This window comes from Peristeroidobacter agariperforans, from assembly GCF_004138335.1.
GTDB classification, from domain to species: domain Bacteria; phylum Pseudomonadota; class Gammaproteobacteria; order Steroidobacterales; family Steroidobacteraceae; genus Steroidobacter; species Steroidobacter agariperforans.
This window is the reverse complement of the sequence record NZ_RYFW01000009.1, coordinates 43,119-66,127: the sequence shown is the minus strand read 5'-3', so window position 1 is coordinate 66,127 and position 23,009 is coordinate 43,119. Positions and strand designations below refer to the sequence as shown.

17 protein-coding genes and 1 tRNA gene are annotated in these 23,009 nt (G+C 62.8%); 7 read left to right on the top strand and 11 right to left on the bottom strand.

Annotated elements, in window-relative coordinates; all coding sequences use genetic code 11:
- Positions 1 to 61 precede the first annotated feature (61 nt).
- The gene (locus EK373_RS32620; protein ID WP_198683841.1) at positions 62 to 2,866 is read right to left on the bottom strand and encodes a YncE family protein; all 2,805 of its coding nucleotides are present in this window, start codon (positions 2,864 to 2,866) and stop codon (positions 62 to 64) included.
- Positions 2,867 to 3,120: 254 nt separating this feature from the next.
- Here EK373_RS32620 and EK373_RS32615 point away from each other — a divergent pair, with 254 nt between their 5' ends.
- Together EK373_RS32615 and EK373_RS32610 are read left to right on the top strand one after the other, a co-directional pair.
- Complete coding sequence (locus tag EK373_RS32615; RefSeq protein WP_129649558.1) at positions 3,121 to 4,263, top strand: PepSY-associated TM helix domain-containing protein; 1,143 nt, start codon at positions 3,121 to 3,123, stop codon at positions 4,261 to 4,263.
- A gap of 15 nt (positions 4,264 to 4,278) precedes the next feature.
- On the top strand, positions 4,279 to 4,902 hold the full coding sequence (locus tag EK373_RS32610; RefSeq protein WP_129649557.1) for a TetR/AcrR family transcriptional regulator: 624 nt from the start codon (positions 4,279 to 4,281) through the stop codon (positions 4,900 to 4,902).
- Between the two features lie 18 nt (positions 4,903 to 4,920).
- On the opposite strand, the gene EK373_RS32605 is transcribed toward EK373_RS32610, so the two are convergent.
- Genes EK373_RS32605 through EK373_RS32595 form a run of 3 tightly spaced genes read right to left on the bottom strand, consistent with a single transcriptional unit; the run spans position 4,921 to position 8,118 of the window.
- A complete protein-coding gene (locus EK373_RS32605) occupies positions 4,921 to 6,108 on the bottom strand; it encodes a carbohydrate porin (protein WP_129649556.1) in 1,188 nt (395 codons plus the stop codon).
- Positions 6,105 to 7,439: a sensor histidine kinase gene (locus tag EK373_RS32600; RefSeq protein ID WP_198683840.1), complete on the bottom strand. Its 1,335-nt coding sequence runs from the start codon at positions 7,437 to 7,439 to the stop codon at positions 6,105 to 6,107. Before EK373_RS32600 ends, EK373_RS32605 begins: the two co-directional genes overlap by 4 nt.
- Before the next feature lie 4 nt (positions 7,440 to 7,443).
- A complete protein-coding gene (locus tag EK373_RS32595; protein WP_129649554.1) occupies positions 7,444 to 8,118 on the bottom strand; it encodes a response regulator transcription factor in 675 nt (224 codons plus the stop codon).
- A 229-nt stretch (positions 8,119 to 8,347) separates the two neighbouring features.
- On the opposite strand from EK373_RS32595, the gene EK373_RS32590 reads away from it, so the two are divergent.
- A complete protein-coding gene (locus EK373_RS32590; RefSeq protein ID WP_129649553.1) occupies positions 8,348 to 9,370 on the top strand; it encodes a right-handed parallel beta-helix repeat-containing protein in 1,023 nt (340 codons plus the stop codon).
- A gap of 74 nt (positions 9,371 to 9,444) precedes the next feature.
- Positions 9,445 to 9,534: transfer RNA gene (locus tag EK373_RS32585), tRNA-Ser, on the top strand.
- Positions 9,535 to 9,547: 13 nt separating this feature from the next.
- On the opposite strand, the gene EK373_RS32580 is transcribed toward EK373_RS32585, so the two are convergent.
- Positions 9,548 to 10,135: a PEP-CTERM sorting domain-containing protein gene (locus EK373_RS32580; protein ID WP_129649552.1), complete on the bottom strand. Its 588-nt coding sequence runs from the start codon at positions 10,133 to 10,135 to the stop codon at positions 9,548 to 9,550.
- A gap of 182 nt (positions 10,136 to 10,317) precedes the next feature.
- Complete coding sequence (locus EK373_RS32575; protein ID WP_157994645.1) at positions 10,318 to 11,226, bottom strand: M55 family metallopeptidase; 909 nt, start codon at positions 11,224 to 11,226, stop codon at positions 10,318 to 10,320.
- Between the two features lie 140 nt (positions 11,227 to 11,366).
- Between EK373_RS32575 and EK373_RS32565 the strand changes: the two genes are divergently transcribed.
- Together EK373_RS32565 and EK373_RS32560 are read left to right on the top strand one after the other, a co-directional pair.
- Positions 11,367 to 12,962 carry an N-acyl-D-amino-acid deacylase family protein gene (locus tag EK373_RS32565; RefSeq protein ID WP_157994644.1) on the top strand — a complete coding sequence of 532 codons (1,596 nt, stop codon included), beginning with the start codon at positions 11,367 to 11,369 and terminating at the stop codon, positions 12,960 to 12,962.
- Positions 12,963 to 13,058: 96 nt separating this feature from the next.
- Positions 13,059 to 14,879 (top strand): DUF885 domain-containing protein, encoded by a 1,821-nt coding sequence (locus EK373_RS32560; RefSeq protein ID WP_129649548.1) that lies wholly within the window; start codon positions 13,059 to 13,061, stop codon positions 14,877 to 14,879.
- 45 nt (positions 14,880 to 14,924) lie between these two features.
- Here the strand turns inward: EK373_RS32560 and EK373_RS32555 are convergent, their stop codons facing one another.
- Entirely contained in the window at positions 14,925 to 16,133 is a 1,209-nt protein-coding gene (locus EK373_RS32555) for an RtcB family protein (RefSeq protein ID WP_129649547.1), read from the bottom strand.
- Between the two features lie 404 nt (positions 16,134 to 16,537).
- Here EK373_RS32555 and EK373_RS32550 point away from each other — a divergent pair, with 404 nt between their 5' ends.
- Positions 16,538 to 17,053 (top strand): hypothetical protein, encoded by a 516-nt coding sequence (locus EK373_RS32550; protein WP_157994643.1) that lies wholly within the window; start codon positions 16,538 to 16,540, stop codon positions 17,051 to 17,053.
- Here the strand turns inward: EK373_RS32550 and EK373_RS32545 are convergent.
- From EK373_RS32545 to EK373_RS32530, 4 genes are all read right to left on the bottom strand, one after another.
- Entirely contained in the window at positions 16,993 to 18,279 is a 1,287-nt protein-coding gene (locus tag EK373_RS32545) for a cation:proton antiporter (protein ID WP_129649545.1), read from the bottom strand. The two genes, EK373_RS32550 and EK373_RS32545, sit on opposite strands and share 61 nt — an antisense overlap.
- Before the next feature lie 130 nt (positions 18,280 to 18,409).
- The gene (locus EK373_RS32540; RefSeq protein ID WP_129649544.1) at positions 18,410 to 19,900 is read right to left on the bottom strand and encodes a tryptophan halogenase family protein; all 1,491 of its coding nucleotides are present in this window, start codon (positions 19,898 to 19,900) and stop codon (positions 18,410 to 18,412) included.
- A gap of 6 nt (positions 19,901 to 19,906) precedes the next feature.
- Positions 19,907 to 20,878, bottom strand: coding sequence for a hydrogen peroxide-inducible genes activator (locus tag EK373_RS32535; protein WP_129649543.1), 972 nt, complete (start codon positions 20,876 to 20,878; stop codon positions 19,907 to 19,909).
- Between the two features lie 143 nt (positions 20,879 to 21,021).
- Positions 21,022 to 22,977, bottom strand: coding sequence for a hypothetical protein (locus EK373_RS32530; protein WP_129649542.1), 1,956 nt, complete (start codon positions 22,975 to 22,977; stop codon positions 21,022 to 21,024).
- Between the last annotated feature and the right edge of the window lie 32 nt (positions 22,978 to 23,009).

The following is a 23,009-nucleotide window of genomic DNA, read 5'->3' as shown; positions in this document are numbered from 1 at the left end:
AGAGTGGGGTGACGGCGACCTGTCGAAATGTCTGCAACACTTAAGTCTTGTGGGAGCGGGCTCAAGGTACGGCAGCGATGCGTGCCCCCGAGCCAGGGGGGACGCAGGTGAACGTGATTTCCTGTCCGGAGATCAGCGCCAGGGCGCGGAACAACGTATCGGGTATATCGATGCCGCTGCCCGCGTGCACGAAGGAATCGGAGGCGGCGTTGTAAAGGAAACCACGCGGCGTGCCGGCGATAGTGGCCTTGGCGACCAGGTCACATTCGGTGACGGCGCCGCCGAGCGTCTTCGAGGTAAACGGCGCTGCCGCCCGAGCCTGTAGCAGATCGATGCGCGGGCCCACCGCGGAGGCGTTGGTTTTCGTCAAGGTGATCTGCTGACCCACGATGGGCGCAATGTCGGAGTCGAACGCGAGCATGAACTGCTCCATATCGCGCCGCGTTTGTTCGTAAGTCGCCGCCGGGAAGCCCACTTCCGGCGTCGGCGCAAAGAGCACCGCCGAGAGGAAATGGAACACGGTGTCGATCGAGCCGTCGTGCAGGTAGCCGAAGCCACGGATCTGATTACCGGTGTTGCCGGTATCGGGCGTCGTGAAGAAGGGCATGCCGGGGAAGCCGAACATGCCGACCTTCGTATAGGCATTGCGCAGGTGAGGGATCTTCACGATCTGCGGCAATCCTTCGAAGCTTGCCTGCCCGTCGGTGCCGAAGAAGCCTTGCGAGGCATCCAGGCGATGACAGCCGTCGCACGTGAAGCCCGTGCCGGGGCCGGCGGCGGGCGGTGCGCCGTCGGATCGACGCGAGCCGAGATAGAAATCGCGACCGCGCTGTTGAGATGCAGTCATCGAGTTATCGAGATTGCGCACCGGATTCGGCGGCAGCTGCACCTCGAGCTGGAAGTTGGTGAAGCGCTGCATGGTCGTGAGATCCGGCAGCATCGAGCGGCCGATCAATCCATCGAAGGCCACGACGAAGTTGTTGAACGACAGCTCCGGATCGAACGCATCGGTGCCGAAGAACCCGTGCGCGCGATCGCCGCGCCAGTGCATGGCGCCGTGATGGCGCATGCCGCGCAGCGTCTGCGTGGTCATCGGTCCCTTCATCGGATGGAAGTCGGTCACGACGCCTGTGCCATTGATGCGCGGCTGCGTGTTGAGCGCCGCGAAGCCGAGGCGGATGGGAATGGGGTTGCTCGTCACGAGGTCATCGGGATTGCCCAGATCCCAGGCAAGCTCGTCGTTGTCGCCGAAGATGTGACAGCTCGCGCAAGCCGCCTCACCATTGGCGGACATATCCACGGCGTCGTAGAGCAGCGGCCGGCCAGTGACGACCTGCACCGGCTCCGGGTTGAAGAGCGGTAGGGCCGCGACTTCCGCCTTGGTCGCAAGATTGATGACCTTCACCGCGTTGTCGAAGCGCGTCATCACATACAGCCGATTGCGGTTTTCATCGAGCGCAAGTCCGCTCGGACCGCCACCGCTCACGGTGATGTAATTCGGGCTCGACGTGACCGGATTGAACGTGTTCGCTTCCAGCGCCGCCGTGTCGAACACACCGACTTTGCTCGAGCCGAACGCCGCGACGTAGAGCTTGCGGCCATCGCGGCTCACGACCATTTCCAAGGGCGTCGACAGGCTGTGATTCTTCACCGTCGGATCGAAGCCCGGATCGTGCGCGAGCAGATCGTAGTTGATGTGCTTGTTCAGATGCCGGGACGCGACCGTCGTGCCGGAAATCACGCTGATGCGAGTCTCGGCGAGCCGGCCTTGCACGGTCGAGCCGCCGACCACGCCCGGTCCTTCGAAGCGCACGTTATTGATGGCTTCGGTATTGGAGATATACAACTTGCCGGTGCGCGGGTTGGTCACCATGTTGAACAGCGTGGTGCCGACGTGCGAGAACGAGGCCTTCTGCGTGAGCGCGTTGGCATCGATCGAGAACACATCCTGGTCGGGCAATTGGAAACGGACCGCCGCGTCCCAGTTGCGGCCGAGCTCATCTTCCCAGTGGCCGCTTGCGCGGTTGAACTTTACGATCAAACCGACTTCCGGTGCGCGCTTGCCTTCGAAGTTCGTCATCGGGCCCGGGTTGCCGCCGGGCAGTGCGTTGCCCGCGAACGTGCAGGGCGTGTTCGGATCGAAGCCGTCGCAGACCATCAGCTCGAACACCGTCGTCGTTTGATTGCCGGACTTGAAGGCCGCGGTGTAGACGGTCTTGCGATCCGGGCTCACGGCGAGCGCACGCGGCGTATCGCTGAAGAACGACATGATCTTGAGCGGGGTGCCGCCGAAACTCGTGCCGAGATTCGCGGGGTCGAACACCCATACGTCGGCGCGACCGACCCCGGGCGTCGTGAGTTGCGGATCGCCGGCGCCTGAGACCGAGGCGATGGAGGGATCGGTGCGATGCTGGCCACGGTGCGCGGTTGTGATGAAGGCGCGGCCGCTGCTGCCGGCGAAGACGATGTCACGCGGCTCATCACCCACGAGCAGCGTTCGGGTGACTCGAGGCATGCCTGACACAGCGACCACGCTGACGCTGTCGGACAGATGATTCACCACCCACACCTCGTTGCTGTTGCGGATGGCAACTGCGACGGGCTCCAAGCCGACCGATACTTCGGCGTGCTTGAAAATGCCAATCGGCGTGACGTTATAGATGACCAGCGTATTGTTCGGTGTGTTGACGGCGAACAGCTTGCTGCCGTCCGCTGACAAGGCGAGCGGCCGGACGTGACCGCTTTCGAAAGCGACGAACGATGGTGCAGCCTGCACCGCGGGCGCGAGCATCGTGGCTAGAAACAGTGCGCTGCTCGCCGCCAGCCAGCGCCCGAGCCGGGCAGTCCCCCCTAAGCGTTTGAGCATGGTTCTCTCCGTGGCCAGTGCAATCCGTTGTGTGAACGCAGCGGACTGTACGCGCTCGCGAGGCGCGCTCGCGCCCCTCCACGGAGGGGGCACAATTCGTCACAGTTGCGTTCTTGCCGCGCACAATTGTGTAGGTGTCAGACTGCTCGGGCGCGCACCTGCGAGTTTTCAGCCGAAATTCGCCGTTCGTGTCAGGTCTCTGTCAGGCAGAACGGGCTAGGCTCCCCGCCGTCCGTCTTCATCCCCTCGCGCGTATGGCTAAAAGCAGGTTCTGGTTTCAGGCCCATTGGCTGGTCGGCATCACCATCGGCGTGTTGCTGGCAATCATGGGATTCACCGGCGCGATGATGTCGTTTCAGGATCCGATCCTCGCGGCGTTGAATGCCGACACGCGCAAGGTGGAGGTGAAGGGCGAACGGTTGGCCATGCCGGTGCTCCTCGAGCGCACGCAGGCCGAAGCCCAGCGCATGGGGGCACGCGTGCGCACGGTGACCGCGCCGGGCGAGGCGGATGGGGCCGTGCGCGTTCTGTTTGTGTCGGACTCGGGCGAGATCGTGCGTTACTTGAACCCCTACACGGGCGACTGGCTGAGCGGCGGGGCGCGCGGTGAGAAATTCTTCGAGCTGATCGAAGAAGTGCATCGCGGCTTGATCACGGATCGACTGGCGGGTGAGTACATCGGCCGCCGTGTCGTCGACATCGCGGCGATCTGTTTGATCGCGATGGTCGCGACGGGCCTGTACTTGCGTTGGCCGCGACGGACGACCAATTGGCGTGCCTGGTTCGTGGTCGATCGTAAGCTGCGCGGGCGCGGCTTCCTCTATTCGCTACACGCTGTCGTCGGCACGTACGTGTTGCCGCTCTTGTTACTCTCGGCGCTCACCGGTTTGTATTTCGCCTACGCGTGGTACGGCGACATTCTCGAGCGGCTCGCCGGTGTGCCGCCCGTCGCCGAAGAACAGATGCAAGGCAAGCGACTGGTTGCGCCGGACATTGATAAGGCTTGGGCATCCTTCGAGCAGGCCACCGCCTCGGAATCTCACGGCCAGATCGCCGTGCGCCTTCCAAAGGAGGACGAAGAGCCGCTGCGGATTCAGTATCTGATGGCCGATGCACCCCATGTCACTGCGTTCAATACGGTCAAGATCGATCCGACGAACTCGCAAGTGCTCTCGCACGAGCGCTATGCGGAGAAGCAGACCGGCGCGCGGCTGCTCGCGAGCATGCTGTCCATTCACAAGGGCGCGTACTTCGGCGTCGTCGGTTCGTTGCTCTTGATGCTCTCGAGCCTCGCGTTGCCGCTCTTCATGATTACCGGCTGGCTGATGTATCTGGACCGTCGGCGTGTCGAGGAACGTGCCCGTAAGCGCCAGGCGCAGAACGCGGCGATCGCCTGATCTATAATGCGAGCCATGGCTCGCAAACCCCTCACCAAGCCTCGCAAGCACGCCTCTCAGGACAGATCGCGCGCGACGGTCGACGCGCTCGTCGGAGCGACCGCCCGTATCCTGGTCCGGGAAGGGTTCGACAAGGCCAGCACCAACCGGATCGCCGAGGCGGCCGGCGTGAGCGTCGGCTCGCTGTACCAGTATTTTCCGAGCAAGGAATCGCTCGTGGTCGCCGTCATCCTTCGTCACCAGGAGGAGCTGATGCAGATCGCGCGCGGCGCGCTGGCGGAGGTGGCCTCGCTACCGATTCCGAAGGCGGTGCGCAGGCTCGTCACGGTCGCGATCGAGGCGCATCGCGTCGATCCCAAGCTCCATCGGGTGCTGGCGGAACAGCTGCCGCGCACCGGGCGCCTTGAAAACATCGAAGTCTTCAATCGCGAGTTCTACACGCTCTTCAAGGGCTATCTCGAAGCTCATCGCGAGGAGCTTCGCACCCTCGACCTGGATATGGCGGCCTACGTCTGCGTGACCTCGATCGAGGCGCTGACTCACAACGCGGTCTTGCACCGATCCGACATGATCTCGGACGAGGTGGTGGACAGGCTGGTCGATGAGGCCACGCGTCTGATCGTCAAATATCTGCAGTAGTCGAAGCGAGGCGAGTGCTCAGCCCGGCTCGTTGCTCCAGTTCAGCTCGAATCGCAGCCCCACCACCCATGCGTCATCGAGCGCCGGGTCGGTGCCAGGACTGATGATGTACTGCAGGTCCGGCTGCAGCGCGAGCCATGACAAGGCTTGCACTCGATAGGTCAGCTCGATCGCAGTCTCGTGCCGCTCGTAGGCAAGGCCAAGATCTGCCTGAGCGTGGCGGAACGCACCGCCATTGGTGACACTGGCCAGCGCCAGGCCCAGTTGCTCCTCGTGTTCGGCACTCGCGAGCATCGGTCCCGACCAGACCAGACCCGCGCCGAAGTAGCGGGAGATCTGATGCACGTCGGCGTCCGCGAGGCCCACGCGAAGGAAGGCCGAGAGTGCGCTTTCGCCGCGCTCCATCAACGTTCCCTCGGTGAGCGCATAGAAGCCCAGCGATTCGGTTCGTCGCAGCACTGCTTCATCGGAGAAGTCGGTCGATCCTCCGGTGTGACGCCACACGCCGAGGAGGGTGCGATTGGCTTGGTTGGGACGCAGTGTGACTTCACCGACCAATAGCGTGCCTTCGCCACTTTGCAGATCGACCGTCGTGCGTCGAGGATGCGTGGGATCGCCCACCGTGCCTTCGAACGCGGCGACGCGTATCTGCAGGCGCTCGCTGGAGTCCCAGCGCATCACCCCGCCAAAGCCGGTGATAGGAAAGATCGACGGACCGTTCTCACCGACCTGACTGAAGTCCGGGCCGATGCCGTGCGAGCTGTTGATGAAGAGTGCGCCGGTCTCATTCACATCGAGTTCGCTGTTCAGATCGATCAGACCCAGCTTGATCGCGCCCGCCTCGAAGGCGCGTTCCACCCACGCCTCATACAATCGCGTCGCGCCGTCGGTATCGATGTTACTGACGGTCTGGATGTCGCCGACGATGCGATCCGAGAGCGTCGGTCGATTGTTGTGCAGCCCCGAGACCACGAAGGTCGTGCCCCTCCAGCCCCACGCACGTTCGGCATCGAGAGTTGCAATGAGGTCGATGTTGTCGAGATAGGTGCCATCCTCACGCACGCCGCCGCGCACGTTGCGCCAGACTTCACCCGTGTACGCGGCTTCGAGTTGCAGCGGCGGATCTCCATCCGCCGACTCGGCGGCCTCGGCGTACATCGGCAACCCCAGTGCCGCGATCATCGCCGGCACTCCCGCAGTTCTCATGAAAGGCTCTCTTGCTGCCACTGAATGGTGAAAACGGCGCCGCCATCGGGCGCGTTGTCGGCCGCGATCGTCGCGCCGTGTCGAGCGAGGATGCTTTGGGCGATCGCAAGGCCCAGGCCCGCGCCCGCACGACCCGGCGCGGCGCCTCGCCAGAAGCGTCGGAACAACAGCTCGGCGTTCTCCGGCGAGAAACCTGGGCCGCGGTCCCGAACTACCAGGCGCGCTGCGGGGCCAACGGTGACATCGATGCTGCGATCTCGCGGTGAGTGGGCGATGGCGTTGTCGATGAGGTTCGCGAGCACACGGGCGAGGGCTTCGGCGTGACCTTTCACCGTGCCGCCTCCGTGATCGATGAGGGCGATGTCACAGCCGCGCCCCACTGCGACCGGCAACATGCGCTCGACCACGTCGCGCGCGAGTGCGGCGAGATCCACCGTTTGCGTGATTTGCGAATCGAGCGTGTCGGCCTGCGCCAGGTCGAGCATCTGGTTCACGAGCCGCGTCATCGCGGACACATCCTCACGCAGCGCGTCCTTCGCAGGGCCCGCCTCGAGCGCCTCGACGCGCAGCTTTAGAATCGACAGCGGCGTGCGCATCTCATGGGCCGCGTCGGCCGTGAACGACTCGAGCGTCTGCATCGCCCGTTCGAGACGATCCAGGGCGCGATTCATCGCGAGAACCAGCGCTCGAACTTCTCTGGGCGTGGCGGGCACCGACAGGCGCGTTTCCATTCGCGAGGGTTCGAGCGCATCGACTTCAGCGGCAGACGCTTCGAGCGGCGCCAGCATCCGTCGCACGATATAAACATTCAGGACCAGCAACAGAATCGTGACGGGCGCGACGGGCACGATCACGTGCGCGTACGCTTCGCGGACGAACACCAATCCGAAGAGCGGCAGTGATTCGCCGCTCACCGTCATCGTGACCCACGCGTTGTTAGGAAGATGACGGGCGCCCGACAGAATCACCGGGCCGCTGTCGCGCTCGAGTCGCGTCCATTCGTGATCGACGGGCGCGGGCAGAGGCTGGAACAGCTTTGGATTTTTCGGCGCGTGCTCGAAGATCAGCTTGCGGCTGCTGTCGTGAACCGTGAGGGCCCAGTCGTCGGCGCCGCGAGGGGCTTCGAGTTGCGCGAGACTTTGATGGGGATCGTCGCTCGTGAGTGCGTCGAAGACGCGGTCGGCCTCCGTCGTCACCAACTCCGCGGCGAGCTTGGGCCGGTTGCTCGCGTAGATCGCGAGGACGCCGATGATCTCGATCAACGAGACGAGCACGGCCGCCGCGACCAGGCGAACAGAAATCTGCCGGAGGAGGCTCGGACCGGGTTGCATCGGGTCAGGACTGCTGAAAGATCGCGTAGCCGATGCCATGCGCGGTGCGCACCATGACGTTGGCGCCGGCGGCGGCCAGGCGCTTGCGTAGTCGCGATACCGCGCTTTCGAGCGCATTCGGTGTGACGTCCTCGCCGAAGGAGTACAGCGACTCTTCGAGCTGATTGCGACGGACGACTTGCTCGGCGCGACGCAGCAATTGTTCGAGCAGCGCAACTTCGCGCGGCGGAATCTCGATGCGCTGTTCATTGACCGTGACCGTGCGCGTCGTCGTATCAAGGGCCACGTTACCCAGGTGCAGAACGACGCCGAGGCTCGCGCCGGGCCGACGCAACAGGGCTCGGCAGCGAGCCGCGAGCTCCGCAATCTCGAACGGCTTTACCAGGTAATCGTCCGCGCCCCCGTCGAGCCCGATCAATCGGTCGTTGAGCCCGCCGCGCGCGGTGAGAATCAAGATCGGCGTCGAATCGTTGCCCTGGCGCAGCTCGCGAACCAGGCTCATGCCGTCGCCGTCGGGCAACCCCAGATCGAGCAGAATGAGGTCGTAGCTCGCGGCGGCGCGGGCAGCCAACGCTTCTTTTAGAGAGCCGCAGCGGTCGATGGCGAATCCCTGCCCGATCAGGCCATCATGCACGAGCTCCGCCAGCTGCGGATTGTCCTCAACGAGCAGCAGGCGCATGGCACGAGGATAGGCGGCGGCCGAGCAGGGCGGGATCGCGATTCATTCTCAACCTTCGCTGGCGACATAGGCTGGCGGAAAACGAGCAGCATAGGGCCGCGAGGCTGACCAAGACCTGACATCTCTGCATCGGCTGGTGTGGGTGCCGCACCAGGCGGGGCCAACTACGCATCTACGAGCATCGGCCTGTTGCCAACATACTTGACTCACCAAGGTAGTGAGAATCCGCATGGCCGTGCGCTTCAGCCTGTTCGCTCTCGTGTTCGTCGGCGTGTTGTCGGGCTGCGCCCGCAGCCCGCAGGCAAGCACACCGGCAAGTTCAGCGGGTTCGAAAACCCACGTCGTCTGCCCGACACAGGCGCTCGCCTCGGACTGCGCATTCTCCGGCGGCAGCGGCATCCAGGCCGCGATCGATGCCGCCACCGATGGCGACACGGTTCGGATTCGGCCAGGCACCTATACGGCGGCCGGCGTGCGCGATGTGCCCTACAAGATTCACACGATCCGCGGGTTCGCCGTGGTCGATGGCAAACGGCTGAGCCTGGTCGGCGAACCCGGCGCCGTGATCGACGGCAGCGCCGGCCCCCGAACCACGGGGCTCGTGATCCATCGCGCGAACGTCGACGTGCAGGGGCTCACGTTCACGGGTTTCAAGTTCGATGTCGAGGAAGATGAGATCTACGAAGGCCACGGCATCTTCGCCATCGACAGTCGCGTGCGCGTTCGCGATGTGACGATCGAGAAATATCAAAAGATGGGACTCACGGGACGCGGCAACTCCGATCTCGATGCGCAGAACCTTCGCATTCTCGATGGCCACGTCGCGATCTGGCTGGATGAGCATGCGCATCTGCGCCTTGCCAACGCGCTCATTCGCGGGAACGATTCGGCCGGCATCGCGGCGTATAACAACGCATCCGCTCATGTCGAGAACTCGGTGTTCGATCGCAATCTCGATGACGGGCTCTATGGCGAGCAGGAGGCAACCATCTACGCGACGAATTCCATCTTCCTGAACAACACGCCGTACGTGGCGCGCGCGACGGAGAACAGCAAGATCTGGGTCGGATACAGCGCGCTGTTTGGCAACGAAGGCGGGTTGGTTGCGAAGGATGCGGCAGTCGTGCGGAAGGGCGACAACGTCATCGAGCAGGATCCGAAGTTGGACGCCGAATATCGGCCGCAGGCGGGATCGCCGCTGGAGGGGAAGGGGGATCCGGAGTTCGGCGGGGCGACGATCGGCCTGCGCTAGGTCCCGGCGCTCACCCCCGATCCATGCTAGGATGCGCGCCCTCCGGCTCCTCGCCCGGGGGCGCCGTCATGCGTGGAAGGGTGGCAGAGTGGTCGATTGCACCGGTCTTGAAAACCGGCAGGCTCTCACGAGTCTCGTGGGTTCGAATCCCACCCCTTCCGCCAAATCACACCACTCTCACGAGTTTGGACGCAGCCGTCGATCAGCGAGTCCAAACAGCATCAATGCCAAGCCAAACAATCCAAGAGTGGCAGGCTCCGGGACCTTGATCTCGCGTGCAGCGGTGATGGTTCCGAATACGATGATGTCCTCGAAGTTTTGATTCAGGATCCAGAAGATGTCCCAATTGCCGAGCAGGGCCGACGGTGCGAGTGATTCCTGCAGCACGGAATCGATATCGATAGCCCACGCAAGTTCTGAGGACAGCCAGGAAGGGTCAGTTACATTCGAGAAAGGGTTGAACTCCATGATGCCCCCTCCCACACAGCCCCGCGGGTCGATCGACTGGATGACCACCTCATCGATGTTTAACTCATAACTGAATGCGTTGTCCATGCAAGTGCCGGCGACCACCGTAGCCGATTCGGGCGTATAGACCAGCGTCCCAGACACAAGGTCTCCTGCAACGATAGGTACCGTCTCACCACTGGCGCTCGGGATGACCTGGCGAATGAAGCCGGAGATTTCGAAGACCTGTATTGCGTTCGCCTGGCTCGCAAGAAGTGACATCGAGCCGAAGGCGACCAACAGCTGTGCGATGTTCATGACAACACTCCTCTGTTTCTGGCCAGCCGTTCTCGCAGTGAGAGATGCTCAGGCGCTGAGGGTGCAAGAAGCGTGACATCTCCGCAGAACAGCGACTTGCGAAACAGCGTTATGAAACATGTAAGCGCAGCCGGCATGCCTCACCGCAGCTAGATGCGGTGCGGTCGGCGGTTCGGGGCAGCTCATGGATCCATGTCTGCTTCGTACGTCACCGCGAACTCGACGAACTTGGACGCGGCGGGCATGTCCTTCGCGATGTAACGAACCGTGTGCGAGTCGATGCGCTCGACGATGGGTAGATAGCTCAGCATGTCGGCCTGGCGATAGCTCTTGAAACGCAGGTCGAAGCGCACGGGTGTTGCGACCTTGTAAGGCTTGAAGCTCTTGATTCGTCCGAGCGCGCGTTCCGTCGCCGCGCGAATCACCTCGTTCGCTTCGGTGGGGGTGAGCGTACGGGCGGAATGGAAGCCATGTGCCCATTTGACGACCGCGCCTTCGACGTTGCCGAGTGAGCCTTGCAACTCTTTCACGAGCTGATCGTCGCCGGTGACCAGGATGACGGGCACGCCAAAGTGTCCCGCGATGGCGGCGCTGATCTCGCCTTCGCCCACTTGCCTGTCATTGATGCGAACCTCCGTCAGCCGCGCGCTCGAGAGCGTATGCGCGCGCACGCCGGCCTCATTGTGGGTGCTGGTGTGATAGCCGAGCAGCACGACGCCCGCGAAGGACTCATCAATACCTTCCATCATCATCAGTGGCCGCGGCCACGAGCGCACGACCGAGACCTTCTTTGGAAATTTCTCGATCAGCAGGTTTTGACCGTTGCCATGGGAATCGCTCACGACAATTTCGGTGGCGCCGGCCGCGAAGGCGGCGTCGATGACGGTGTTCACTTCGGCCGTCATGAACTCGCGAAAGCGCGAGTATTCGAAGCCGCTCGGCAGGATCTGCTGCTCGGAGACGACGCCGGCGACACCTTCCATATCGGCCGAGATGTAAAGTTTGAAGGGCGTCTGTGCCGCGGCGGGGCCGGGCAGCAGCGCGAATGTGAGCAGGGCCAGCAGGGTGTATAGAGATGGGCGATCTTTCATCGTCGGACCTCGATGCGGGTGGTTGGTTATCGGTGGCCGCCGGAGCCACCCATCATAAAAGGGTGAGGCTCGTGGGCACATCCCCACGGCTGGCTGCGTTTAGCATGCTGGGGCTAGTCACGGGGTAATTCGTGCAATCGATGACATTACAGTTCGCGCTTGCCATCGGCTGCCTGCTGCTCGGGGTCGGATCGCGCGCTTCGGAGGAGGCACCTGCCTATGATTTGTTGATTCGTGGCGCTCGCGTGCTCGATGGCACGGGCACGCCTTGGTACTACGCGGACGTCGCGGTCGCCGGTGATCGAATCGCCGCGGTCGGCAAGCTGCCGGCGAATGCCGCATCGAAACGGATGATCGAGGCGAACGGCCAGTACCTGGCGCCAGGCTTCATCGATCCACACTCGCATGCGTGGCCCGCCATTGGCGAGGATGCGCTCGGGAGCGCCGAGCCGCTGCTGACCCAGGGGATCACCACGATCGTGCTGAACCCCGACGGCGGTGGGCCGGTGGACCTTGCGACTCAGCGCCTCCGGATCGAGCAGGCGAGGCCGGGTGTGAATGTTGCGCTACTCGTGCCTCACAACTCGATTCGCATTCAGGTGCTGGGCTATCGCAATCGAGCGCCCACCGCGGAAGAGCTCGCACGGATGCAGTCGTTGGTGCGCGCGGGCATGGAGGCGGGCGCGTTGGGGTTATCGGCCGGGCCGTTCTATCCACCCGGCAACTTTTCCAAGACGGATGAGCACATTGCGCTCGCGCGGGTGGCCGCGCAATTCGACGGCATCTACACCAGCCACATTCGCGATGAGAGCCGCTACAACATTGGCTTGATCGCCGCGGTCGATGAAGTCATTCAAGTCGCGCGTGAAGCCCGGCTGCCCGGCATCGTGACTCATATCAAAGCGAGCACGCGGGCGTGTTGGGGCATGTCTGCCGAAGTCATTCGCAACATCAACGCCGCGAGAGCCGAGGGTGTGGAGGTGTTCGCCGATCAGTATCCCTATGATGCATCCGGCACGTCATTGTCCGCGGCGCTGATCCCGGGCTGGGCCATGGAAGGCGGCGAGAGCAAACTGAGAAGGCGCCTCAAGGATCGGGCGCTGCGAGCGAAGATTCGTGCGAGCGTCGCGGCGAACCTGGAGAACCGGGGCGGCGCGGAGTCGATTCTGATCAGCTCCTATCGGCCCGACAGGCGGCTCGAAGGTCTGCGGCTCGATGCTATCGCGAAACAACGCAAGGCCGAAGCCGTCGATGTGGCGATCGAGCTGATTGCCAGCGGCTCGCCGACCATCTTCTCCTTCAACATGAATGAAACTGACGTGCGCGCCTTCATGGCGCAGCCATGGACGATGACATCGACGGATGGGTCGCTGTTATCCGAAGACAACGGCATGCCTCATCCGCGCGCCTACGGAACATTCCCAAAGAAGCTACGGCGCTACGCCATCGACGATCCGGTGCTCACGCTCGAGCGGGCGGTTCATTCGATGACGGGCTTGACGGCCTCGATCATGCGACTGCGGGATCGTGGTGTGATCCGCGCGGGCGCGCGAGCGGATCTCGTTGTCTTCGATCCGAAGACGCTTCGAGACAATGCGACCTATGAGAATCCGAGGCAGCTCTCAACGGGCGTGACGTTCGTGGTGGTGAACGGCGTGGTTGCAGTGAGTGCCGGGAAGATTACCAAAGATCGCGGTGGACGAGTGCTCGGCCGCGCTCGAGGCACCCTCATGTAAACCAACGGGGGTGAGCGTGCGTCGAACTCTTCAACGTGCTATTGGTAACTGATACCGTTGACGAGGAGCTTTGCGTTGAGCGACCGGCGTTCGTTTTTGAGATCCGCTGTATACACTGCAGTCGTAGCTAATTTGCCCACGCTTGCGTTCTCACAGAGCGCGCCGGCGAAGACCAAAGCCGAAGCAGACCTGCACGCCCTCATGGATTACATCTATGAGGAAGAAGTGATGGCCAATCCGGAAGCACGCACCACGTACGGTACGGACAAAGGAGCGCATGCGAGTGCGAAGCGCAAATTGCTCGATCGCTCACCCGCCGGCATCGAGCAAGATCACAAGGTCATCCGCACGGCCTTCGATCGATTGCAGGCGATCGATCGCAACGCCTTGTCGGCGCAGTCCAAAGCTGACTACGACTCCTTCGAGTATCTGTTCCGCGTGATCGTGAGCGGGTACGACAATTTCAACTACGGCACCTTCAGTTGGCCTGAGCCGTACAGCGTGCACCAGCTCGGTGGCACGTATCGAAGCATTCCGGACTTCCTGCACAACCAGCACACAATAGAGAAGCGTGAGGATGCCGAGGCGTATGTATCTCGCGTCGTTGCTTTCGCGAAGGAGCTCGACAATGAGACGGGGCGGCTGAAGTCCGAGTACGCCATGGGCGTCATTCCGCCCAACTTCGTCGTAGATCGCACGGTCGCGTTGATGGATGGCATGCTGGCCCAGAAGCCGGCAGAAACGAAGCTCGTGACGTCCATTGACACTCGTACGCGTGCGAAGGACATCTCTGGCGACTGGGCCGCGCAGGTGACGCGAATCGTCGAGCAGCAAGTTCATCCGGCCTTGCAGCGTCAGCGCGAGTGCATCGCTGGCATTCGGCCGAAGTCGACGAGCGATGCCGGCGTTTGGAAGCTGCCCAAGGGAGATGAGTACTACCAATACGCCTTGCGTTACTCGACCACGACGCAGCTCAATGCCGAAGAGGTCCATCGGCTGGGGCTCGAGCAGATGGCGGAGCTGAGCGCTCGCGCGGACAAGATTCTCAAGAGCCAGGGCATGACCCAGGGCTCGGTGGGCGAGCGGCTGCGGGCGCTCGCGTCCGACAAGCGTTTCGTTTATCCCAACACCGATGCGGGCAAGCAGGAGATACTCGACTATCTCAATGCCGGCATGGTCAAGATCCAGGGACAGCTGCCGAAGTATTTCGGTCGTATTCCGAAATCCAAAGTGGAGATTCGGCGCGTGCCGCCGGATATCGAGGCGGGCGCGACCGCCGGCTACTATCAACCGCCGGCGCTCGATGGCTCGAGGCCGGGCGCCTATTACATCAATCTTCGCAATACGGCGGAGACGCCGAAGTGGGGCTTGATGACGCTGACGGCGCATGAAGCCTCGCCGGGGCATCATCACCAGATTGCGCTGGCGCAGGAGTCCACGGCCGTCCATCCAGTGCGGCGCCTGGGCTGGTTTATCGCCTACAGCGAAGGCTGGGGACTGTACGCCGAACAGTTGGCGGACGAGATGGGCGTCTACGAAGGCGATCCGTTCGGCCAGATCGGCTACATCAAGTCTTATATGTTCCGAGCGGCGCGACTCGTCGTGGATACCGGCCTGCACCACAAGCGTTGGACGCGAGAGCAGGGCGTCGACTACATGGTCAAATCGCTCGGCGAGCTGCCATCAACGATCACCACCGAAGTGGAAAGATACTGTTGTTGGCCTGGTCAGGCGACCAGTTACAAGATCGGCCAGACGCAGTGGCTGAAACTGCGCGAAGAGGCGCGAAAGAAACTCGGCGCACGCTTCGACATTCGTCAGTTTCATGACGCGGCCCTTGCCCAGGGCACCGTGCCGCTCGCCGTGCTGGAACGTCTCGTCAACGAATGGGTGGCGAGCAAACGAACCTCAGCTTAGGCCGGTTCGTGCGGCTGGCTCCGACGTTCGGAGCCAGCCCTTTTCCTATCCCTTGATGCACATCACCTGCTTCAGCGTGTGCACCACATCGACCAGGTCCGACTGGTTGGCCATCACCCCGTCGATGTCCTTGTAGGCTGCCGGGATCTCATCGAGCACGCCGCCGTCCTTGCGGCACTCCACGCCTTCGGTCTGCTTGGCCAGATCGAAACGGTTGAAGCGGCGTTTCGCCTCCGTGCGGCTCATGCGACGGCCCGCGCCGTGCGAGCATGAGCAGAACGACTCGGGATTGCCCTTGCCGCGCACGATGTACGACTTGGCACCCATGCTGCCGGGGATGATGCCCAGCTGTCCTTCCTGTGCGCTGATCGCACCCTTGCGAGTGATGAACAGCTTCTCGCCGAAGTGGCGTTCCACCGCCACGTAGTTGTGGTGACAGTTGATCGCCTCCCCATCGAGCTTGAACGGCGGCAGGTGCGGCGCGAGTGCATCGAGCACCAGCTTCATCATCATGCTGCGATTCAAGAGCGCGTAGTCCTGCGCCCAGTCGACCGCCTCGACGTAGTCGTCGAAGAGATCGGAGCCTTCGCTGAAGTAGGCGAGGTCGCGATCCGGCAGATTGACCTGATGACGACGCATGTCCTTGCGCGCGGCTTCGATGAAGTAACGGCCGAACACATTGCCGACACCGCGCGAGCCGGAGTGCAACATCACCCAAACGCGCTGCTCCTCATCCAGGCACAGCTCGATGAAGTGATTGCCGCCACCGAGCGTGCCGAGCTGACACACCCAGGTCTGCGCGAACCGACGTTGCATCTTCATCACCCCAGGGTGCTTGCCGACGATCTTGTCGAGACGATCATCGAGCACGCGGCCTTGCCGGGCGTGCGCACTGCCACGCACCTTGTCGGAGTCGTGCTGATTGAAGCCCACCGGCACGCGCGCCTCCACGGCGCTGCGCAGCTTCGCGAGGCTCTCCGGCAAATCCTTCGCGTGCAGCGTCAGGCGAACGGCATTCATGCCGCAGCCGATGTCCACGCCGACCGCTGCAGGAATGATCGCCTGCTTGGTCGGGATCACGCTGCCTACGGTCGCGCCGATGCCGTGATGGACGTCAGGCATGGCGGCCACATGGCCGTGAACGATGGGCAGCTGCGCCACATTGAGCAGCTGCTGGATGGCGTCGTGCTCGATGTCCTGGGTGAAGACCTTCACCGGCACCCGAGCCTTGTTCAACGTAATTTGCACTGGCATGAGATTTCTTCCTGAAATGAAAAAGCCCCTGGTCGGTTTCCCGGCCAGGGGCTTTTAAGCGGAGCCTAAGCTACGCACCTGACTTGGGGAGCAGGCGTGCTCCGCAAGTCATCTTGCGGATCAACGCGCGTTGTTCATATTCGTTTCAAGATTTTGGGGTGCGAGCATGTCCGACTCCGGTAGACCCGGGTACAGCCCGGGGGCGCGCATATTACTCGGCGTCGGCGTGGTGTCAACAACTGCAGAAGTTTGCTGACATCGCCTTAAGCGAATGAAGACAAACCCACGCGCTGTCACCCGGCTGCCGCAATGATGACCATTACATAACCGCGATCCGACTGACATGAGATGGCGCGCCGACGCATCCTGAACCCACTGCCGAAGTGGGCGATTGGAGGAGCGAGATGCTGCAAATGTCAGTCAACCGTGAATACGGACTGGATGCCATCCATGCGATCGCGTTGTCTTCGACCGAGCGGCTGCGCCGCTGGTTGGGCGGACGCTGGTCGCTGCTGTTCTCACATCCGGAGGACTTCGCGTCTCACGGCTTCGAGGCGGATCGTTGGGTGTCCTGCCTGTCCGAGGAGCTCGAACGATTGGACCTCGCGGTGGTCGCCTCGGGTGGCAGCTATCGTCGCAGCTGGGTTTCGCACGTGGGCGGACGTTTCCTTCCCTCGTACGAAGTAGATGAGCTGTTGCCGGGCGACTGGCGCGTAAACCCGTACGAGCACTTCGTGACGATCCTGGACGGCGACATGCGCGCGCGTCGTACGATCGTCTATGCAGCGGGAACGGCGCTGCCTTCGCCGATCGACCTGGCGCAGACCGCTGCCGGTCTGCGCGCTCGCGGCCTGCCGCGTCAGTTGGCTGCGCTCTGTAGAGCGTCGAGCTCGCCACGCGCGCGAGCGTCGCGGCCGTAGACGTGCTCGAAGAGTGGCGATGCCATCAGCGTTGTGACGATCGCCATGAGCACCAGGATGGAGAAGAGCGCGGGGCCAATGACGCCGGCCTGCAGGCCGATGTTGATGATGATCAGCTCCATGAGGCCCCGGGCATTCATCAACGCGCCGATGCCGAGCGCCGTGCTGTTGTCCTGACCGGACAGGCGCGCCGCCGCCCAGCAGGCGCCAAACTTCGCAAGGACGGAAGCAGCCAGGATCACGGCGCCCATCAGCAACAGCTCGACGCTGTTGACCATGGCCAGTTGGGTGTTGAGGCCGGAATACGTGAAGAACATCGGCAGCAACACCACGACCGTGAACGGTTCGAGCAGGCGTCGCAAATTGTCGGCGAGGGCGCCGCGAGGCATGACGGTGCCCAGCAGGAAACCGCCGAATACCGCGTGCAGGCCGATGAAGTCGGCAACGTAGGCGGACAGCATGAACAGCATCAGCACGATCGAGAGCAAGGTGGGACTCAGCGACTGGGTGATCGCCTGTTCGCGTTCAGCCGTGCGCCCGAGCCGGGTGAGCAGCTTCGGCACGATCAGAAGCATGCAGCCAGCGAACACGATGCCGCCGCCGATGGCGGTGAACGCGACGCCCGAGCCTGCGCCGAAGCTCGCAAGCACGATCGCGAGCACGCACCAGGCGGCGGCGTCATCGATCGCACCGGCAGAAAGAGACAGCGTGCCGAGCGATGTATGACTCAGTCCTCGCTCGTGAATGATTCGGGCCAGCATTGGAAACGCCGTGATCGCAATCGCCGCGCCCATGAACAAGGTGGCGTCGAAGCGCGTCGCGGTGTCGGCGAACAAGCCGGGCACGGTCATCAGCCACGGCGTGCCGATGATCGCGATCAGAAATGGCGCCGCCATGCCTGAGATGGAGACCGCTGCAGCCTTGCCCAGGCTGTGCCGGAAATGATCTGTCCTGAAGCCGAGCCCGACCAGGAACATATAAAGCCCGACGCCCAGCTGCGCGCCGACATACAACACACCCTTCGTCTCGGTTGGAAAGACGGCTTTCTGGATCTCGGGCAGGAACAGACCGAATAGCGAAGGACCGAGAATCACGCCGGCGATCATCTCGCCGACGACCTGCGGTTGTTTCAGATAGCGGCGGCCGATCCAGCCGACCACGCGACAGGTCGCGAGGATGACAAACATCTGCAGAAAGAAAGCCACCGACAGCTTCGCGACCGACATGCAAGCCCCCGTCTTTGTTATTGGTGGGCGGCAGGCCAGTCGGCAGTACGCCCTCGGAGGCGGGTTTTATAGAAGAGCGGCGCGGGGCGCTCAATCGAACGCCGATTGATTCTCGCTATGACAGCGCGTGTCAGCTGGCCTGGCCGCCCAGGAACTGCTCGTGGGTCGGCAGGTGTTCGACCATCCCCGCGATGGCGGCCTTGGCCGTGCGCAGCGTCGCTTCGATGTGCGCGTAGTCGATGTTGTCGACACGCGGAGAGTAGGCGCGCGGGCGAATGCCCATGCCCTCGAACACGGATTGCCAGCTCGATGCACGAAACAGCTCATCGACACCTTCGCGCATGGCGCCCTGACTCTTGAAGAGCTCGATGCGCTCTTGCAGGGAATCGGGCAAGGGCAGGTGCTGACAGGCCTGCCAGAAGGGGGAATCGTCGCGATTTGTCGCGCTGTAGTGGAGGACGATGAAGTCGCGCACCTCTTCGTAATCGGCCGTCATGCGACGGTTGTACTCGCGGGCGAGCGCCGGATCGCACTCGCGATTCGGGAAGTAACGCAGGAAGAAATCGATGCCACGCGCCATCAGATGGATGGCAGTGGCCTCCAGCGGCTCGATGAAGCCGCCGGCAAGTCCAATCGACAGGCAGTTGAGCTTCCAGAACTCGCGGCGATGTCCGGTCGTGAAAGGAATGATTCTGGGCTCGTCCAGGCAGGCGGTATCCACGTTGCGCAGGAGCGTGGATCTTGCGTCCGCATCGGTGCTGAACCGACTGGAATATACGTAGCCCTGGCCAACCCGGGATTGCAGCGGAATGCGCCACATCCATCCTGATTTCTGCGCGGTGGCGCGAGTGTAGGGAACGAGCGGGCCGCTGTTTTCTGTTCTGACGGTGACGGCGCGATCGCACGGCAAGTACGGCGCCCAGTCGATCGACTCGACGCCCAGCGTCTTGCCGATCAGCAACGCGCGCGCGCCGGAGCAGTCGATGAAGAAATCTCCCTGGACCTTCGTGCCATCGGCGAGCTCGATGTGATCGATGAACCCATCGTCGCGCCGGCGCACGTCGGTGACGAGACCTTCGGTGCGTTTGACACCGCGGCCTTCGCTGAAGTGGCGTAGATATTGGGCGACCCGGTTTGCATCGACGTGCAGCGCATAGTTCGCGCCCCCGATGGGCGTGTTACGTGCGCGAGACGGAGGAAAGAAACGGCCGTTTTCCGCCATGACATGGCAAGGGGAGAAATCCTGCAGGGCGGAGCTGTCGCCCTGGGCGCGGGCTTTGAGCCAGCACTGATAGAAGTCGTGCGTGCCGATCGGTTTGCCGATGGCGCCGAACGGATGGAAGTAGGTGTCCGTGCGCCGCTGCCAGCCGACGAACTGGATGCCGAGCTTGTAGGTGGCGTCGGTGGCGCGAATGAATTCCCGCTCGTCGATGCCGAGGCGATGGATCAGCCCGACGAATGGGGGCACGGTGGACTCGCCGACACCGATCGTGCCGATTTCCTCGGACTCGACCAGCTCGATCTCACACAGCTCGCGCTTCAAATGATGGCGAAGCATGGCCGCGGCCAGCCAGCCCGACGTGCCACCTCCCACCACCACGATTTTGGACAACGGTCGCATCCGGCGTTACCAGTCCCGGTTCTCGATCATGACGCCGGGCGTTGCCGGCTCGCGCGCCGTATTGTAATTCCAATAGGCGGCGCTGCTGGCCTGAATTGCCCTTCGGAGCACGTCGATGGCCTTGTGCCGGGGATAGCTTACACGCCAGGCGAGCACCAGCGTGCGCTTCGGCGCGGGTTCGGTAAAAGGCCGGGTCACCAATATATCGGACGAGTAGAGCGGGGCATGCGCAGCCGTCTGCGGCAGGAGGGTGATGCCCAGGCCCGAGGCCACCATGTGGCGCAGTGTTTCAAACGTGCTGCCCCTCATGGAACCGCGCAGATTCGGCTCGGCATCGGCGGGCCGAAGTTGTGGAAATGCCGCGAGCACCTGCTCGCGAAAGCTGTGCCCCTCATCCAGGAGCAGCACCTCGGACGGGTCCAGATCGTTCACGTCGATGCTGGTTTTGCTGGCGAGCCGATGTCTCGCCGGCAGCATGACGGCGAAGGGTTCATCGAAGAGCGGCTGCGTCACGATATCCGGTTCGCTGAACGGCGCCGTGATCAACAAGACATCGAGATCGCCATTGCGCAATTTCGCCGCCAATGTTTGCTGACCGGCCTCTTCGACGAAGAGCGGCATGCCGCTCGCCATTTCTCGCAGTAAAGGAATGAACTGGGGCAGCAGATACGGCCCGACGGTGGGCAGCGTTCCCAAGGCCAGGGGGCCTTGCAGCTGATTGGCGTCGCCCGCGGCCACGTCCTTGATCTCGGCCGTCCGTTCCAGGACGGCGCTCGCCATCGCAATGATCCGTACCCCGAGCGGGGTGACCAGCACGCCTTGCTTGGCGCGCTCGAACAAACTGACGCCGAGCTCGTCCTCGAGCTTTTTCACCGCGATGCTCAGGGTCGGCTGACTGACATTGCAGCGCTCGGCCGCGCGGCCAAAGTGCTGTTCCTGCCCGAGGGCGACGATGTAACGAAGTTCGGTGAGCGTCATGGCCGAGATCGTTGGTGGTTGGCTGGATCATACAATCCTGCCGGGGACAGCGCCCATCGATCTCGTGCCGCTACGGGGCTTTCTGGCGGGATTTCTTGCGTCGATGTGGGCAGCTTGCGCCTGCCGCATCAATAACGGGTGCGTCAGCGCTCGAATGAGAGTTGCGGTCGCGCAGCGCGAGTTCGGCCGGATATTTCTTCCAGCCAGTGTCGCAGTCGCTCCGGCACGATCAGCCGGTGCTGGGCCCGCGTGACCGCCACGTAAAGTGCAGCGCTCGCGGCCGCATAGTCTTCTTTGCGCGCCTCCCATACGCCATCGACCAGTTCCGGCACCAGCATGACGCCGGCGAACTCGCGGTTGCGCACATCTTCGATCAAACCGAGCGCGAACTTGCCCTGGGCGACGAAACGATCGGCCGTCCTCGCCCAATCCTTGATGTCGTAGCCACGCTGGAGCATGCGATCGATGCGTTGAAAGCCGGGGCTTTTCTGATTGTTCTCGGCCAGTGTCTGCCACGATTCGTAACGGAAGATCTCGCCATGGCGCGGGCGGACGCCATTTCGACGCAGCTCGATACAATCGCTGACGAACATGTTCAGCTGTTGCCGATTGCTCAACAACTCGACGTCCAGATTCTCCGCCGCCAGCCGCTGCGCCCACTCGAACAAGCCCCAAGTGTCGCTCACCAGGATCGCCGCGGGATGCTCCGGTATGCGGGGGCGATCGTAGTAAACGATCTCCGTCCGGTGCAGCGGATTGCCGAGAAAGCGGTCTTTCGTGGCGCTCGGGTGCGCAGCGATGATCGGGTTGACGACGGCTTCGAGCAACTGACCCGAGCGCACCGACGAGGTGACGGCGCGCTGTCTCACGACATGGGTGCGTCGCTGTGGGAAGCCTTGCAGATTCTGATATTCATCGCCCAGGCTGATCACTGCCTGAGGGCTGCCATCGAGAATCTGCAGCATCGGCTTCTTCAGGTCGTGACATTCATCGATGAGCACATGGGTGTAGCGCGCTGGGATCCGCCAGCCGCGCAGCGCGGCCCATTTGATTCGATGCTCTCGTCGGATGGGCGGCTGGAAGTCGCGCGATGTCGGCATCAAGATCGCGTTCCACAACTCGGTTGCGTGGTGAAGCACGAGGCGCCTTTCGGTCGGCTCCAGCGCAGGGAGGTTGCGAACCGGAATGTGAACATCGTCGATCTCGGCATCGCTGCTGGCGCAGAAGCGCGCGACCGTGCGTCGGACGATCGCAACGAGATCGCGTTCGAGAAGGGTTCCGCTCGCGCGGATTCCCAGATGTCGGATGATGAGCTCATCGGAAATGGGTGCGGCCGCGGAGTAGGGCTGACTCATGCGAAGGTTGGTTGGATCGGTCAGATCCGCCGGCACCATCTCGCGCGCCAATACATCGAAGCGCCGAGGGTAGACGTGAGGCAGGTTGCCCATGCCCGCGAGCAATGCCTGCAGTTGTGTTTGTCGCTCCGCCAGCACCAGCACGCGCGCGTTACGCAGCGTCCCGAGCAGGGACTTGATCAGATAGGACTTGCCCGTCCCGGCATAACCCTGCACATGGATGTGATCGTCGGCCTGCGCCGAGATTTCCCGATAGATGCGCGTCTGCTCCCGCGTCAGGAAGCTCATCGCGCCAGAAGGCAACACGACTTGCTCGCGCACCTCGTGATCGCGGGCGTGATAGCGATCGCGACTGCTGCTGTCCCACGCGTCATCGGCCGTCAGGAAATTCTGCTGACCAATTTGCTCATCGCTCAGAAGGGAGATTCCGAGATCGCCGAGCAGACCATGACCCGCTCGAATTTTCGCACGCTCCAACGACCCGATGGCTTCCTCGACCAACGCGCTCGCGCCTTCTCGCGCGACTTTCGCCTGGCCGGCCTTGATCGCCTCCATGAGGATGCGCTCGGCGACCACCGCGCCGTGTTGCGCCATTTTGGGCAAGGACTGCAGGAGCATGAGCGCCCCGAGCTCGGGCGCTTTCAAGCCGGCGAGGGTGGTCGCGAGGCTGTGCGCTTCATTCAATATCCGACTCAGCGCTTGTTCGCTAATGGGCAAGTACAGCGCGGGATCGGTTCTAGCCATGCGACCGCGTGGTGCGCTTGAGCGCTTGAGCC